We start from the raw sequence: 16,340 nt of genomic DNA on the forward strand, positions 1-16,340 counted from the left end.
GATGGAGATGATACGACCATGAAAAATCAGCTTATTGCAGCACGGGAAGGAAAGATCACGAAGGTGATGGAGCACGTCGCCCGGGATGAAGGCATCGACAAGGAAGAGCTCCGCCGCCTTGTGGCGGAGGGGAAGGTCGCCATCCTCGCGAACAACGTGCACAAGGATTTTACCCCCAAGGGAGTTGGCAAGGGATTGAGCGTCAAGGTCAATGCCAATATCGGCACCTCCCCGGAGCGTGTGAATATCGATGAAGAACTGGAAAAACTGGCCGTTGCCCGGGATGCAGGCGCCGATGCCGTCATGGACCTGAGCACCGGAGGCGATCTCGACGAGATCCGCAAGATCATCATCGATGCGGCAAAGATACCCGTGGGGACGGTTCCCATATACCAGGCCGCCGTCGAGACCGTCAAGAAGAAGAAGGCCATAACGAATATGGAGGCCGACGATATCTTCGAGGTCATAGAAAAGCACGGTGCCGACGGGGTCGATTTCGTGACCGTTCATTGCGGTGTCACGAAAAGCTCCCTTGAACGCCTCAGGAAACAGGGCAGGGTAACGGACATCGTAAGCCGCGGCGGTGCCTTTCTCGCGCAATGGATCATCGTCAACGGCAAGGAGAATCCTCTCTACGAGAATTTCGACCGCCTTGTAAGCATTGCGAAGAAGTACGACATGACCATAAGTCTTGGAGATGCCCTGAGACCCGGGTGTATCGCCGATGCAACCGACCGGGGGCAGATCGAGGAACTCATCACCCTGGGGGAACTCTGCGCGGAAGCCATCGACAAAGGCGTTCAGGTCATGGTAGAAGGCCCCGGTCATGTACCGCTCAATCAGATCGAAATGAACATGGTCCTCCAGAAGAGGCTTTGCAATGATGCACCGTTTTATGTTCTCGGTCCTATCGTCACCGATATTGCGCCCGGCTACGATCACATCACTTCCGCCATAGGCGGCGCCCTTGCGGGATACCACGGGGCCGATTTCCTCTGCTACGTCACCCCGACGGAACACCTGGGCCTCCCCATGCCGCAGGATGTCCGAGACGGCGTCATGGTTTGCAGGATAGCGGCCCACGCCGCCGACCTTGCACGGGGCAGCCAGAAGGCCTTTGCCCTCGACAAGGCCATGTCGACGTACCGTAAGGCCCTTGACTGGAAGGGGCAGATCGAGTGCGCCATCGACCCGGATAAGATAAAGACCTTCCGAAAGGAGCGCGACCTCAAGAACGATGTCTGCAGCATGTGCGGTGAATTCTGTTCCATGAAGCTTATGAAGGATTACCTGAAGAAAAAGTAGATGACCCTCTACCCGCAGCAGGATGAAGGACTCTTGACGGTATCGGGGTTGACGGCCGAACTCAAACGGTTCGTCAGCGGCCGGTTCCGTGACGTCCGCGTCGAAGGGGAAGTCTCCAACGCCAAACTCTACCCGTCGGGGCATTTCTATTTCACCCTCAAGGACGACCTTGCGATGATCCGCGGGGTCGTTTTCAACTATTCCGCACGTGTAGGCCGCAGGGTCGTGAAAGACGGGGAGAAGATCCTCTGCAGGGGCAGGATAGACATCTACGAAAAACGGGGCGAGTACCAGCTCATCGTCAGCGACATCCTGGCGAAAGGCGACCAGGGGCTTGTTTATGCGCGGTTTCTCGAACTCAAAGAGAAGCTTCTCAAGGAAGGGCTTTTTGACGAAGCCCTGAAGAAGCCCCTTCCTGCGTTTCCCCGGTGCATAGGGATAGTGACCTCACCCGTGGGAGCCGCGATACGGGACATGCTGAGGGTCATCCACGAAAGATACGCCACCATCCCCGTCCAGATCTGTCCCGCGGCCGTACAGGGAGTGGATGCGGCTTGTGAGATAGCGGAAGGGATCGAATACTTCAACCGGTGCGGAGAGGTGGATGTGATCATCATCGGCAGGGGAGGGGGTTCGTATGAGGACCTTGCGTGCTTTAACGAAGAAAACCTGGCGAGGGCCATATTTGCCTCCAGGATACCCGTTGTTTCTGCCGTCGGCCACGAGGTTGATTTCACGATAGCAGACTTCGTCGCTGACGTGCGCGCGCCCACCCCGACAGCAGCAGGCGCCCTCGTCGTCCCCGGCAGGGACGAACTCGTCCGCTTCATCACCGGCCTCAAAGATTCCCTGCGCCAGGCGATGGAGAAGAAACTCGAGAAAGCCCGATACATGTTTGTCAGCAGCGTCATGGAGTTCAAGGACAGAAAGGACTTTTTTGCCTCCCACCGCTTGTACCTCGACGACCTCGCCGGCAGCCTCGGCCACAATCTCCAACTCTACATGAACAACGCCCGCACAAGATTTGACACCCTCGCCCAAAGAATAGGCGACCTCAACCCTACGGCGATCCTGGCAAGGGGCTACAGTATAACCTCGAAAACCGCCGCCGGCACGATCATCACCGATTCCTCGGTGGTATCACCGGGCGAACCCCTGTCCATAACACTGCACAAGGGTGGCCTGGAGGTCTCGGTAACAAATAAAAAAGCGTAGACGGGCATACGGGTCCGCGCATCAACTGTCAGGTTGACGCGCGGATAGTGATTCGTCCGTGTCCTTGAGCCTGCCTGCCATTTCCTTGAGCAGGGACAGTACTATGGGGGCGTTCTCGCGGAGGATGATGTCGAAATTTGTTTGCGATATGGCAATGAGCTCCGTATCCTCCGAGGCCGACCGGGCGCCCGCCGAACGGGGAGTGCCGAGGAGCATGGATATCTCGCCGAAGTAGTTTCCCGCGGTCATGGTCCTTATGCATTTGTCCCCTCGTATTATGTCGACAGCCCCGGAGACGATATAGAACATGGCGTCGCCGGTGTCACCCTCTTCGAATATGATATCGCCCTGGCGGCTGCGGGTGACGAACCTGGCGAAGAGCGCCGCGGGAAGGGATCCATGGAAGTGCCCTGTAAAGAGATATTTCATGAGAAGGGCGTTGCGCTTTTCCGTGTTAACGGCGACCTCGGCCCCGAAAAGAATGACGAGGAAGCAGTAGTAGACCCAGACGATCATTACGAAAAGTACCTTCAGGGAACCGAATGTCTGTCCGTATGCAGGGCTTGTCCCGATGACCAGGGTAAAGACCTCCCTCATGGTGATGATGAGGACTCCCGAGATGACGCAGGCGCCGATGAGCTTGAATACCGGCAGCCGCAGGGGCAGAAAAACGGAGTAGAAGATGGCCATGCAGACGGTGGCGAGACAGATCGAGATAAGGACGGTCACCGCGGTCGTGAGGACGAGGCCGCGAGCCTGCAGAAGGTCCGTAAAGGCAAGAAAGAGGATCTCGGCGCCGATAAGGACGACAAAAAGAAGTAACATGATCGCTGCGCGGCGGAGATTGCCGAGTTGGATGAGGAGGATGGACGCCGGCGGGTCCTTCCTGAAGATCTTGAACAAGGTGGTTCTCAGAGAGTCCGCGAGCGACATGGCCGCAATGAAGACGATAAGCGCCGCAGCGACGCCGAGAGTGAGGGGATGTTCCGTCACTACGGCGAACTCGATGCTCATCCAATCCCGAATGCGGGGGAAGAGATGGTCAATGAGGCCTTCGATGCCGGCGATGAGCCAGACGGCCGTGCTCCCCGTATCCTCCGCGACGCTGACCGCCAGGAAGATGAGAGGGACAAGGGCAAAAAAACTGTAGGTTGCAAGGGCGGCGGACATCTCGAAGTCATTGTTGCCGAGGAACGACCTCAAGGACTCACGGAGGATGATCCCGGCAACGCGCAGGGAACGGCCCATCCTATCCGCAAGAGAGGTTCTTTCGCCAGAGGTCATTGATAGTAAATTATAACAGAAAAGAAAGAGATAGTGATCAATAACCAGGGTGGAACACAATAACCAATGACCAGATTCCAATATCCAAAGAAGAAGATGATGATCAATTTACCAATGATCGATAACCAAACAGAAGATCAGGACAAGAAGGGCCGCCGTTTCGTTTGGCCGTTGTCATTGATCCTGTATCCCGCTCCCTCCACGGCGATTTCCCCGTACTGTTTTCGATGGTGAAGGAAGCGTATGGAATCGAGATCGATGTAATCGAAGGCATCCGTTCCCATTGCCATGGCGATGCCGGCGGAAAGCCCCGTCATCGTTTCCGTCATGCAGCCTGCCATGAGCATCAGGCCCTGTTCTTTCGCGAGCTTCATAATGGCCAGGGATTCGGTGATCCCGCTCTTTGCTGTCTTGATGTTGACGCCGTGGCCGAGGCCTTCGTTCAGGGCGACCTCCATATCACGCGCGGAAAAGACGGTCTCATCCAGAATGACGGGAATGGGCGAATGCTTCGTTACCTCTTTAAGCCCACGATGATCATCCATTTTCAGGGGTTGCTCGAAGAGTTCGACGGGGTAGCCTTTTCTCCGCACGTAGTCGGCGAGGGCAAGGCATCCCTTCCTGGAAAAGCCCTGATTGCCATCGAGACGCAGGGTATAGCTAACATCCCGACCCTCGAGAATGGATGTGACGGAGGCAATGAGCCGCCTATCATCCGTCCCCTTGCCGCTTACCTTGATCTTATATGCGGTGAAGCCTTTCCGTGCGGCGTGCTTCACCCATTCGCCAAGGACGTTCTCATCGAGCGTGTGGGGTATCGTAATGTCCGTTTCGATGCGGTGCAGGGCGCCGCCGAACCAGGCGGTTTCATGCCTTCCGGTGTTCCGGAGCCATGACCGCCACAGCGCCATTTCCAGCCCCGATACAGTCATGGGGAAGGAAGGGTGTTTTTGCCGCAGCGACGCCGCTATCCCGGAGAAATTGGCCGCATTTTGTCCGGTCAGAAACGGTCTCTCCTCACGCAGTATCTCCTGTATCCTGTCAGCCGTTTCATGGGGAAGGACGAAGCTGGTAGCGCATTCCCCCAGGCCTTTCGACCCGTCTCTGAGACAGACCTCGACGATGACGCTCCGCATGGCATTCTTCTGCCCCAGGGAGGTGGAAAAGGTCGTCTTCAGGGGGCGTATCACTTCCCTGCAGCGAATGCTTCTTATCTCATCGTCCTTCATAAGTCCCGGGATCGTTCGTTCCGGTCCGTCCTTCCTCCTCGAAGGAACCACATTTCCCCGGTAAAGGGCAGCGTCCGCGGCTGTCCCTCCATTACGTCGCCGGTTCAAGCCGGATCGAAGCCGCGCCTCTTGCTTTTTTGAGAAGCCCCGGGTCTGAGGTTATCCTGCCGATGAGGTTCACCTCGCTCGCCGGTACGGGGTCCGGGCCGGCACTAAGGGGAGTGGGACCGAAAAAGATGGCAATTGCATGTCCCGGTGGCCAGTAGCCGATGTCGCCCGCCTTTACCGTCCGTGTGGCCGTATCGTCGAGTGGCATATGGAGAGGTATCTCAAAATAGAACTCATCGCCCCATTCGTTCGGGGAAGCCGATACGGGCAACGCCCGGGCCACTTCTTCGGCACAAGGTGTCAGAGCAAGCTCCGCTTCTACGGAGATGGGTCCTGCAATGATGCGGATCTTCATGACATGCACTCCTTTCAATTTACTTTATCCTCCTTTCCAGTATCATGTCAAAGAGTGAGTGAAGAGGGGGTCATCCCTTATTTCTTGACCTCAAGCAGGAATGATGTATCATGGAAGTAAGTTGGGTCTTCACAGCCACAACAGCGGGGGGCACATGAAAAAAGGGTCGTCTGAGAAACCCGACACCCCTCATTCACACCGGAGAGGGCCGACATCGGCGCCTGACGATCGCGTTGCCGGAAGAAGAAACAGAACCGGGCTTAAACGTGTGGTCAGGCAGTGGGACGGTTTTCTCAAGGCAACTGTCCAACCCATCTTGATCCTCGACACCAAATTCACCATCGTCTCAGCCAACAAGAGGGCACAGGAGATAAGCGGCATCCCCGAAATAGAGCTTGTCGGGAGAAAATGCTATGAGGTAATGCATAACAGCAGCGAGCCGGCCCAGGGCTGCCCCATGTATTCCATTCTCACGCGGGGGAATCTTGATACCGTCGAAATGGAGATCGGGACGATACACGGAACCTTTCTCGTTTCCTGTGTACCTATTGTGGATGCATCGGGTTTGCTCCTCGGCGTTGTCCACGTGGCGACGGATATCACGGAGAAGAAGAAGGCCGAACAGCAGCTGAGGGAAAGCGAGGAGAAATATCGCTATCTCTTCGAGAACTCGCCCGCCGGCATGTTCAGGAGCTCCCTGAAGGACGGGAGGGTCCTCGATGCCAACCGCACCATGTCGAGAATGCTCGGCATCGATAAGGATGAAGACCTGAATGCCATAGATTTCTATGCCGACCCCCAAGACCGGAAACGCTTCACCAGGGCGATCCGGCGCGACAAAAGGATAGAGGGGTATCAGGTCCGCATGTCAAGACGGGACGGAACTGTCTTCTGGGCACTTGTTTCGGCCCGCCTCGACGACAGGGAACATTACATCGAAGGCGTAGTCGCGGACATTACCGCGCAGAAGGAGGCGCAGGAGGCCCTGCGGGAGAGTGAGGAACGATATCGCATCGCTATTGAGAACTCCAACGACTGCGTGGCCATATTCAGGGATGGTGTTTACGTCTATGTGAACCAGAAGTATGTCGAGGCCCTGGGGGTCCGTAATGCGGAAGAGATACTGGGAACGGACGTGGGACGGTTCATCCATCCCGACGACTATGACCGCATACAACGCTACCGCCGGGGGCGAAGGGAGGGCAAAAATGCCCCCACGCGGTACGAGTTGAGGATAATAGATGTACACGGAAAGGTCATTTTCTTCGAGGCGGCCATTTCGGTGATAATCTTGAAGGGCGAGCCCGTCACCCTCGTTTTCATGCGGGACATAACGAAACGGAAAGAGGCACAAAGGGAGTTGGAGGAACAGGTGGAGTTTCTCCAACTCTTCATAGACACGATGCCCAACCCGATCTTCATAAAGGATCCCGAGGGAAGGTTCATGCAGTGCAACAGGGCATTCGAGGAGTATTACGGTATCTCTCGCCAGTCTATCCGGGGGAAGACGGCTTTCGACGTCCAGGGCGGCGATGACGCGAAGATCCACGCAGCGAAGGACAGTGACCTCCTGAAAAGAGGGGGGGTCCTTGAATACGATTCAGCGGTCACCGACCCTTCTGGCGCTGTCCACGATGTTATAATCCGCAAGGCGGCCTTCCGCAAGCCCGATGGCACCCCAGGAGGCATTGTGGGTGTGGTCATTGACGTCACGCAGCTCAGGAGGGCAGGAGAACTGCTCAGGGAGTCGGAGGCGAAGTACCGCAGCGTTGCCGAAGAGTCCCTCGCGGGTTTCTACATCATCCAGGATGGCCTGTTCCGGTATGTGAACAGGCGCTTCTGCGAGATAACCGGCTACAGCTATGATGAAATTGTGGAAAGGATGGCACCTGTTGATCTTGTCTATGATGAAGACAGGCACATCGTCGAAGAGAACTTGAAGAAGCGTTTTGGGGGTGAGACGAACAGCATCCAGTACAGGTTCCGGATGATACGCAAAAACGCCTCTCTCGCAAGGGTCGAGGTCCTGGGAAGCGTTTTCAGTTACCGGGGGCGCCCGGCGGCCATCGGGACCCTTCTCGATATCACGAAGGAGGTCATGCTTGAGGAACAGCTTCAGCAGGCGCAAAAGATGGAGGCCATCGGGCAACTGGCGGGAGGCATTGCCCATGACTTCAACAACATCCTTACCACCATCATGGGTTACTGCGGTCTTCTGGAGACGGAATTGCCACGGGATGATCCCCATCAGCTCTATGTCGAGCAGATCAGCGTGGCGTCCGAAAGGGGCGCGCAGCTAACCAGCGGTTTGCTTGCTTTCGGAAGAAAACAGGTAATGGAGGTGAAGCTCCAGAAGATCAACGATCTGATAAGAGGAGGGCAAAAACTGCTTGAGAGGCTGCTGCCCGAGGACGTGCGGCTGGAGATCCGCCTTCCTCGCGAAGATTGCACCATACTCGCGGATTCGACGCAGATCTATCAGCTCCTCATGAACTTCACTACGAACTCACGGGATGCCATGCCGGGCGGAGGGACTCTGATGATCTCCGCTGATATCGTGTCCATCGATGAGGATTTCATAGCGCGACGAGGGTTAGGCCAGACAGGCAGATATGCGGCCCTCTCATTTGGCGATACCGGCACGGGTATCGATCCCCGTGTACGGGAAAAGATGTTCGAGCCTTTTTTTACCACAAAAGAACCGGGCAGGGGCACCGGGCTCGGCCTTTCCATTGTCTACGGCATAGTTAAACAGCATGGAGGTTTCATTGATGTGGTAAGCGGCCCCGGGGCGGGGACGATGTTCACTGTCTATATTCCCGTGGCGAAAGGTAAAGTGGCGCGCCGGCGTGCCGCGGCGCCCAGCTGCAAGGGCGGCAGCGAGACCATCCTGATAGCCGAAGACAACGAAAGCGTACGGAAACTTACGAGGGAGGTCCTGTCCAAGGCAGGCTACCGCGTTCTGGAGGCGGGCGACGGACAGAAGGCCATAGGGCTCTTCAGTGAGCACTCTCATGGTATAGACCTTTCAATTCTCGATGTTGTCATGCCGAACAAGAACGGCAGGGAGGTCTACGAAGAGATCGCCGTGATCCGGCCGAATGCGAAAGTGCTTTTTGTAAGTGGGTACACGGCCGACATCATCGTGGATAAAGGGATACAGGACGAATCTCTTGAATACCTGTCAAAACCCGTATCGCCATCCCTGCTTCTCAAAAAGGTCAGGGAAATCCTGGACAGGAAATAGAAGACCCTTAACGGTCCTCTATATCTTGAGTATTATCTCCGCCAGTGCGCGTTTCGGAACATGGTGGACCTGGTCGGAGTCCCGCCAGTATTTGATGTCCCCGTTCTTCACCTTGTCGATGACAACCTGTTCTTTGGGCACCCCCAGGGCGATGGCCAGGAGGACCTGATATTGCTGAGGTATCTTGAGAAGGGCGCTCAGACGGTCTTTTTGAATATTGGAGAGCATGCATCCGCCAAGCCCCATTTCCGTCGCTCCCAGAAGTATGCTCTGGGCGGCAATTCCATGATCGCACCCGAAGTCATTCGTCAGCGACGTGTCGCCGACGATGATAATATAGGCCGCAGGCCTTTCACCTTCCCCGGGACCCGGCCAGTCTCTCAGATAACCCGCCCAGGCAAGACAGGAGAATATGCCTGCGTTCGACCCTGGGTCACGGGAAAGGATGAACCTCAAGGGCTGCAGGTTCCTTGCCGACGGTGAAAGCCGGGCAAGCTCGACGAGGGCCTTGAGCTGCTGCAAGCTGACAGCTTCCTTCTCCTGAAACCGCCGGCAGCTCCTGCTCTTTGTGACGAGTTCCAGTATAGTCATATTACCACCCACCTGTACCTCCAAGTGTAGATGGGCACACCTGTCTGCGCGGAAACGCGCAAACGGCCAGACACGGTAGAAACAAACAAAGTCGTGATGTCCTGATGTGCTGTTATGTCCATGCGTCCTTCTCTCTTTCCGCATGTGCCCGTAGGCGCGAAGCTCCGACCCGTGTGCCCCTGTGCATCCCTACAGGTCAAGTATGACCTCGTGGAGAGGACGTTTGGGAACGTGGTGGACCTTGTTGATATCGCGCCAGTAGGCGGTAATCCCGTCCTTTGCGTCCGTGACGACAACGCGTTCCCTGGGAACGCCCAGGGCAATGACGAGAAGTATCTCGTATCCCGGGGGTATTCCGAGGAGCGACGCTAACCTGGTCTTTTCGACCTGTGCGAACATATAGCCGCCGAGGCCCATCTCCGTGGCGCCGAGCAATATGGTCTGCGCGGCAATGCCATGGTCGCAGGAGAAGTTTTTTGTGACGGAGGTGTCGCCCAGGACGATGATGTATCCTGCCGGCCGCCTGCCTTCGGCGGGCCCCCTGGAACCCTTGACGTAATCTTCCCAGACAAGGCAGGAGAAAATCGAACCATTGCGTACGGGGTCATTGGAGAGGACAAATTTGAGGGGTTGAAGGTTTCCCGCAGACGGTGAAAGCCGGGCGAGCTCCACGAGACCCTGAAGCCGCTCGATGCTTATGGACTCACTCTCCTGAAAGCGCCGGTGGCTCCGGTTCCTTGTGATCAGTTCAAGGAGATCCATACAGGAACTATAGCATAGGCGGAGGATGATGCAACCAAAAGATCGTTTCAGGCCTCAGGTTTCACGTCTCAGGTTAAAGACAAGGACCGGAAACACCTGCTCCAATCAGCTGCGCTGGTCAGCAATTGCGTTGACAACCGGCCTCTGCAAAGACTCTGCTCCTTGTCTTCCGGCCTGAAACCTGGGACCGTCCTTTTCTCATTTGAAGTAGGGTTTTATTTCTCGACACAGGTCCTCGGGCAGGACCACGCATATGGGTTCTGAGAGGATGGCCTGGAAGAAATTGAGGTCGGGGGCAAAATCCCGCGTATTCAGGAATGTCCGGGGAACGATCCGGAAATAGGCGCTGAAATGCTCCTGGTGCGGGGGACCGAAAGAGAAGGATGCGTTGAAGCTGAAGACGCCTGCGTCCTCGTAATAGCGGAAGAGCCGTTCGAGGCCGGCAACAAGGTTGTCGATATCGTCGCTGGAAAGGTCGTGGATGGAAAAGACGTCGGGAAAAACGCACAGGACCTCTCCGAGCAGTCCAAGAGAAACAAAAGGGGCGAGCCAGTATCCCGAGCCGATCCTTGCGATGTACCGCACGTTGTCGGCCGCCTCCTGCTTTGCGAGGGCATACCAGTAATTCTCCCCGTGGCGGCCTGCAAAGTCGTGCGAGGCCGATAGCTCATCCATGAACTGGTTGCCCGGATAGGCGGTTGCGAAATATTGCTGATGGGGATGGACGAGGCCGCCGCCGGAAGGAGGCATGTAATTCCACGTCATCAGGTGATACGGCAAAGACGTGTCGAGGGCCGCTATACGGCGCAGGAAGTCCATGCCCAGGGAAAAGGCGTCGCGGAGCCTCTCTTTCGTGAGGTCCCTCAGGCCCACGACGTGATCGTCGGTCATGACGACGACGCCGCTGTGGACGTCGTAGGGAAAAAGGTTGGGTATGAGAAGTGCCTCGCCGCGGGCGAGCCTCCCTTCCGGGACGACTTCGGGTGTGAATTTTGGTGTCGCCTTCTCACGCTGTTCGGCACAGAAGGGGCAAAAGCCCTTCACGGCAGGTTTATGGTACCCGGCGAGGTCGAGTTTCTGCGGTTTGATGGCGCCGAAATGAGAGAAGTGACAGGTCCTGCCGGTCAACGGGTCGATACGCACCTGGAAGCGCACGGTGGTGGGGGCGAAACCTTTCCGCGGGTCAAGAAATGTGCTTTCCGATTCGATCTTCTTGAATTCGATCATTCCTGTGGTATCCTCTGTCCCCGGCTTAAAACTTGATCGCTTAAAGCCCGACACCTTACAGGGGATCGATATCGTCCCGCCTTCCTTTGTCTTCCTCTTCCTTCTCCCCGACGCCTTTTTGCAGGTACGTCCTGGCAATGTCCTGGCCGCCGAAGCCAAAGGCGATGGCAAGCGCAAGGACTATGCCGCCGAAGATGATCGCAAAGGCTATGAGCACGGTCTCCCTGCCTATGCCGAGCTGTTCCATGGCCATTGTGGCCGAAAGAATGAAAACGGTGATCTTCACAAGTCTGCCAACGAGGCCGGCCCTTCTCAGACCCGCGTTGACTGAGGCAATGAGAGCGGCCCTTCCGAAGAAGTTGCTGAAGAGATAGCCGAAGAGCAGGATCACCGCGGCCGTGAAGACATTCGGGAGATAGAGGAAAAAGCGATCAAGGAGGTGCTCCACAGTGGGTATCTTCAATGTCTGCACCGCCACGACGGCAAACGTGAAGACAACGAGCCACCCTATGATCCTTGCGACGAAATTCGAAAGAGAGTCCTTGATACCGCCCTTGAGAAGCATCTCGAAAAGCCCGAGGCGCTCGGCCATTTTATCGAGGTTGATGGCGCGGAATATCCTCAGAAAGACGATTCTGAACACCGCCGCCAGGACGATGCCGACAATGAGAAGCGCCAGGGAGGTGAGGAAATTCGGCATGAACGTCAGGAACTTTTCGTAGGAGCTTTCGAAGGGTTCTATGATGATCCTCTGAAGTAAATTCATGTAAGGCCCCCTTTTATTTTACTTCCAGCGGTCCGAAAAGGACGGTTTTAGCCTCTCGTACACCCCGCAGAGACTGTCGATCTTGCCTTCCACCTCGGGTCCGCTGCTTTCCCAGACCTCCAGGACGAATGACGCCGTGCGCCCGACGTACAACGGGGTCAGGGATTTGAGGAGATGTTCCTTGTTGAGGACGTTGCGGTGCGCGGCAAGGGCAAAACTGTATATGATATCCACCCACACGGTGTCAGGCATGTGGAAGCCATCCCGGGACGCATTGGCCAGTTTTTTGAGGAAACCCAGCGTCTTCCCTGAAAGGATGTTTTCCCAGACGGAGGACAATTCCCTGGCGCCAAGGGTGAATTTGTCGATCATCCTCTGGATATTGACGCTTACGGGTTCAAGGCCCACCTCGTAGGTGAACCCGAAGACGGGAACCGCCTGGGCAGACCTCACGTTCTTCCAGGTTTGCGGGTATTCCTCCATGAGGTCGAAGGTCGCCCCCACGACCTGGTAAAGCATGGCGCTCAGGTCCGCCCCCGGGTCCTTCGCATCGTGGATCTTTGCCCCAAGAAAGGCCTGGCAGACGCGAAAATCGTTGGCAATTGCCGTCGTCGTCATCCAGATGTCTATCCCGTAGCGGGCAACATCGGTATCCCAGACATCCTTGGTGAGATAGAACCGGGCCAGTTTGCCGGAAAAGCCAAAGTCGCCCCCTATCGGCTGCCGTACGTTCTTTCCGTAGAGGGCCCGCGTCAGGGGATAGACTATGCTGTTGGTGATCGTCCCGTCGTATTTATGGCGATGGTAAAGGGGCGTCACGTAATCAAAACCGTCGTCCACTACGGGCTTGATGAGAAGCTCTATCCATTCCGGGGTGATGCTGCGCAGATCGGAATCCACCACGGCGCACGCCTTTACATTGAGGGCCCGCGCAATCTGGAAAATGGTCCTGAAAGCGCTGCCCTTGCCAGGGATACCGTGGTAGGGGATGGCGATCTTGGAAAAGGATTCCACACGGTGGGACAGCAGGATCGAACGGAAATCATCGATGGTGGTGTCGTGGACGACATCCATCGTGCCGTCCGTCGACCCCCCGTCGGAATTGACGAGGACCGTCTTCTTTTCGGGGAAATACTTTGCAAGGCCCGCCTGCACGGCCCGCACGACATGGCCGATGGACCGGGCGTTGTTGTAGCTCGGGATGCCTACCAGGATGTCGGCATCGCCGATCTGGGTCACTCGCGAATGGATGTCCTGTCTCTGAATCACAGTCTCGTTCATGGATCCCCCTGGCTTTTACGCTCCCGCCACGGTTATTCCACTCTTGACCTCCCGTGGAAAAGTCCCTGGTCCGAGCATGGGGTCGATGATGCAGTTCGTGCCTATAGTGATCCCCTCGGGAATGACCGTCCGTTTTCCGATGACGGTGAGACCCGAGTAAAGATGTTCCGGATGAGTAACGTTGACTATTTTCGGGTCTCCGAAACCGACCGAGGAATGCGCCCCGACCGACACCTCTTTGTCCATGATGGAGCGCTCGACCCGCGCTCCTTCGCCTATGCGGCAGTCATGCATAATGATGGAATCACGCACCGAAGCGTTCCGTTCAATTACTACGCCGGGAGAAAGGACGCAGTTCTCCACGTTCCCGTCGATGGTGCAGCCGGGAGATACGATGGAACGCGTTACCCGGGCGGAAGAGGATACGAAGACGGGAGGCCTGTCAAAAGTCGGTCCGGCGGCGTTTATATTCGTCATTGTCTTCCATGACCCCGGGTCTATCCCCGACAAGGGATCGAGGAGGCCCATGTTGGCGTCCCAGTAGGCCTGAACGGTGCCGACGTCCCGCCAGTATCCATCAAAGGAATAGGCGTAGACCACCTTTTCATCGAGGGCCCGGGGGATGAGGTTGTGCCCGAAATCATCCTCCCTGGATTCCAAGAGGAGGTCTATCAAATACTTTCTGTCGAAAACATATATCCCCATGGACGCCAGGTTGGACCTCGCGCGGGGCGATTTCTCCTCCCACTGCGTTATCCTCTTGTTATCGTCTACGATGGCGGTCCCGAACTGGTATGTCTCCTCCCAGGGCACGGGAATGGTGGCGATGGTGACACGGGCCTTCTTTTCCCGATGGAAGGAAACCATCCGGCGATAGTCCATGTGATAGACATGGTCTCCCGAGAGGATCATGATCTCGTCGCTCTGTGCCGACATGACGAAAGAAATGTTCTGCCGCACAGCATCGGCGGTTCCCCTGTACCAATCCCAATCCTCCTCCCCTGTCTTGGGGGGGAAGATCTTTACGCTGCGCGACCGGCCCGACAGGTCCCAGCAAGAGCCGTCGCCGATATGGTCCATGAGGGAAAGGGGCTTGTACTGGGTGAGGACGGCCACGCTGGACATGCCCGAGTTTCCTATATTGCTGAGGGTAAAATCGATTATCCTGTATATGCCGCCGAAGGGGACGGCCGGTTTTGCCCTGTGCCGCACGAGGATATTGAGCCTGCTTCCAACTCCGCCTGCCAGAAGGATCGCCGCCGGACCTTTCATTGCACCACCTCTCCGTTGACATATTCATTCTTCGAAAAGGAGTCTGGTGTGAGCTTGGGATGGACCCTCACGCCTCCCCTTATGCGAATCCCCTCAGGGATGACCGTTTTCATGCCGACAACGGTGAGGTCTTCCCCCGGATCGCCGATATCTGCGCGCTCGGAGATCACGCAGCCCGTGTCCACGATGGAGTGCCTGAGTTGAGCCCCCCTGCGGACGGCGGAATCGAAGAAGAGGATGGAGTCCTTGACGACGGCGCCTTCCTCCACCGTTACGCCGGGAAAGAGGATGGAATGCTCCACGCGGCCCTTGATGGAGCAGCCGCAATGGAAGAAGGCATCTTTGATGGCGGCCGCCGGGCCGACGAAGGCCGGCTGCCGGTCACGGATGCAGCTGTCGGCCATATTGGTCCTGAGCTGCCAGGAGCGTATGTCGATCCTGGGGGTATCGCCGAGCACATCCATGCTCGTGCGGTAATATTCATCCATCGTCCGGGTATATCCCCAGTAACCGCTGTGCTTGTAGCCATAGACGCGGTGTTTTTGCATGAGCATGGGAATGATGTCCTTGCCGAACTCATGAGAGGAGCTTGCCGCATTCTCCTGGAGAGCGGCGATAAGGAGTTCGGCGCGAAAGACATAGATGGTCAGAGACGCCCATTCGAGGCGCGAGTTCTTTGGTTTTTCCCTGTATTGCGTGACCCTCCCTCCCCGGGGATCCTCGTCCTCGATGGATGCGAGGCCGAAACGGGACGATGCCTCGGGTGATACCTTCGTGAAGGCCACCGTCATGTCCGCGTTCTTCTCGATATGAAACTCGATGAGCTTGCGATAGTCCATGCGGTAGATATGATCTCCCGAAAGGACGACGACTATCTGGGGGTCGCCCATGCGCATGAAATCGATGTTCTGATAGACGGCGTCAGCCGTTCCCTTGTACCAGTCGGAGGCGCCCCTGCCCTGAAAGGGCGGGAGTATCACGGCCCGGCGCTGTCTTCCCGTCATGTCCCAGGGTTCACCGTTGGCGATGTGGCTGATCAATTCAAAGGGCCTGTATTGTGACAGGATGCCCACGTTCTCGATATCGGAATGCATGAGATTGCTCATGGGAAAATCGATGACGCGATAGAGCCCCCCGTAGGGCAGAACCGATTTGGGCCGAAAAAAAGTGAGTACATCCAGTTCGCCTACCCTTCCTCCTGCGAGGATCATTGCGAGCACCTGTGCCATAAGACAACCCCTCCTTGATGATCAATCACCGGTTTCGAGAAGCGCGACAGGAAAAGTCCCGAAAAGCCCGGAACACATGAGTCCCGAAAACCCCTGCCAGCGGGTCTGCGTCAATTCCTCTCCCGTAAAGACGTTCCTGTAGGTCTCCTCATTCCCGGCTTCAGGAACGATCACCATTGTGCCTTCCCATATGTCAGGGAAGGCTGCATCCGGCGAGGACAACACGTTCGCAAGGAACCTCGGAACGACAACTATGATCGTCCTGTTGAGAAAACGCCGCGCGAACGCTATGATATGCCCCGATCGGGCCCCTACCGCTTCCAGCGGAATATATTCACCCCTTTCGAAGACCTCCCTGGTCTTCCGGCGAAGGCCGAGAGCCCTGTACGTTATGTACAGCTTTATTCTGCCGTCTTGCATGGAGCTTGTCAAATCTTTCGCATAAGCGGCCTCGCCTTTTTGGGAGAGC

At 56.5% G+C, this 16,340-nt stretch carries 14 protein-coding genes; 3 read left to right on the top strand and 11 right to left on the bottom strand.

Annotation, left to right across the window (positions count from 1 at the left end):
* Positions 1 to 18 precede the first annotated feature (18 nt).
* Both thiC and xseA read left to right on the top strand, forming a co-directional pair.
* A complete protein-coding gene (gene thiC / locus PHC90_02600; GenBank protein MDD3845234.1) occupies positions 19 to 1,305 on the top strand; it encodes a phosphomethylpyrimidine synthase ThiC in 1,287 nt (428 codons plus the stop codon).
* Positions 1,306 to 2,520 (top strand): exodeoxyribonuclease VII large subunit, encoded by a 1,215-nt coding sequence (gene xseA / locus PHC90_02605; GenBank protein ID MDD3845235.1) that lies wholly within the window; start codon positions 1,306 to 1,308, stop codon positions 2,518 to 2,520.
* A gap of 21 nt (positions 2,521 to 2,541) precedes the next feature.
* Here the strand turns inward: xseA and PHC90_02610 are convergent, their stop codons facing one another.
* The 3 genes from PHC90_02610 to PHC90_02620 all read right to left on the bottom strand — a co-directional run bounded on the left by PHC90_02610 (position 2,542) and on the right by PHC90_02620 (position 5,496).
* Positions 2,542 to 3,804 (bottom strand): YhjD/YihY/BrkB family envelope integrity protein, encoded by a 1,263-nt coding sequence (locus tag PHC90_02610; GenBank protein MDD3845236.1) that lies wholly within the window; start codon positions 3,802 to 3,804, stop codon positions 2,542 to 2,544.
* A gap of 137 nt (positions 3,805 to 3,941) precedes the next feature.
* The gene (locus PHC90_02615; protein ID MDD3845237.1) at positions 3,942 to 5,033 is read right to left on the bottom strand and encodes an enolase C-terminal domain-like protein; all 1,092 of its coding nucleotides are present in this window, start codon (positions 5,031 to 5,033) and stop codon (positions 3,942 to 3,944) included.
* Positions 5,034 to 5,124: 91 nt separating this feature from the next.
* Positions 5,125 to 5,496 carry a cyclophilin-like fold protein gene (locus PHC90_02620; protein MDD3845238.1) on the bottom strand — a complete coding sequence of 124 codons (372 nt, stop codon included), beginning with the start codon at positions 5,494 to 5,496 and terminating at the stop codon, positions 5,125 to 5,127.
* Between the two features lie 154 nt (positions 5,497 to 5,650).
* Between PHC90_02620 and PHC90_02625 the strand changes: the two genes are divergently transcribed.
* Positions 5,651 to 8,743, top strand: a complete 3,093-nt coding sequence (locus PHC90_02625; protein ID MDD3845239.1) for a PAS domain S-box protein — start codon at positions 5,651 to 5,653, stop codon at positions 8,741 to 8,743.
* A gap of 18 nt (positions 8,744 to 8,761) precedes the next feature.
* Here PHC90_02625 and PHC90_02630 read toward each other — a convergent pair whose 3' ends face one another.
* From PHC90_02630 to PHC90_02665, 8 genes are all read right to left on the bottom strand, one after another.
* Complete coding sequence (locus PHC90_02630; protein MDD3845240.1) at positions 8,762 to 9,334, bottom strand: nitroreductase family protein; 573 nt, start codon at positions 9,332 to 9,334, stop codon at positions 8,762 to 8,764.
* 189 nt (positions 9,335 to 9,523) lie between these two features.
* Positions 9,524 to 10,096, bottom strand: a complete 573-nt coding sequence (locus tag PHC90_02635) for a nitroreductase family protein (protein MDD3845241.1) — start codon at positions 10,094 to 10,096, stop codon at positions 9,524 to 9,526.
* A gap of 198 nt (positions 10,097 to 10,294) precedes the next feature.
* Positions 10,295 to 11,323: a hypothetical protein gene (locus PHC90_02640; protein ID MDD3845242.1), complete on the bottom strand. Its 1,029-nt coding sequence runs from the start codon at positions 11,321 to 11,323 to the stop codon at positions 10,295 to 10,297.
* 55 nt (positions 11,324 to 11,378) lie between these two features.
* Positions 11,379 to 12,089: a hypothetical protein gene (locus PHC90_02645; protein ID MDD3845243.1), complete on the bottom strand. Its 711-nt coding sequence runs from the start codon at positions 12,087 to 12,089 to the stop codon at positions 11,379 to 11,381.
* Between the two features lie 18 nt (positions 12,090 to 12,107).
* A complete protein-coding gene (locus PHC90_02650) occupies positions 12,108 to 13,370 on the bottom strand; it encodes a glycosyltransferase (GenBank protein MDD3845244.1) in 1,263 nt (420 codons plus the stop codon).
* Positions 13,371 to 13,385: 15 nt separating this feature from the next.
* Entirely contained in the window at positions 13,386 to 14,642 is a 1,257-nt protein-coding gene (locus PHC90_02655) for a sugar phosphate nucleotidyltransferase (GenBank protein ID MDD3845245.1), read from the bottom strand.
* Positions 14,639 to 15,871 carry a sugar phosphate nucleotidyltransferase gene (locus PHC90_02660; protein MDD3845246.1) on the bottom strand — a complete coding sequence of 411 codons (1,233 nt, stop codon included), beginning with the start codon at positions 15,869 to 15,871 and terminating at the stop codon, positions 14,639 to 14,641. Before PHC90_02660 ends, PHC90_02655 begins: the two co-directional genes overlap by 4 nt.
* Positions 15,872 to 15,892: 21 nt before the next feature.
* Positions 15,893 to 16,340, bottom strand: a 448-nt coding sequence (locus PHC90_02665; GenBank protein MDD3845247.1) for a hypothetical protein, incomplete at its 5' end; no start/stop codon positions are given.

The organism is Syntrophorhabdaceae bacterium (assembly GCA_028698615.1).
Taxonomy (GTDB): Bacteria; Desulfobacterota; Syntrophorhabdia; order Syntrophorhabdales; family Syntrophorhabdaceae; genus Delta-02.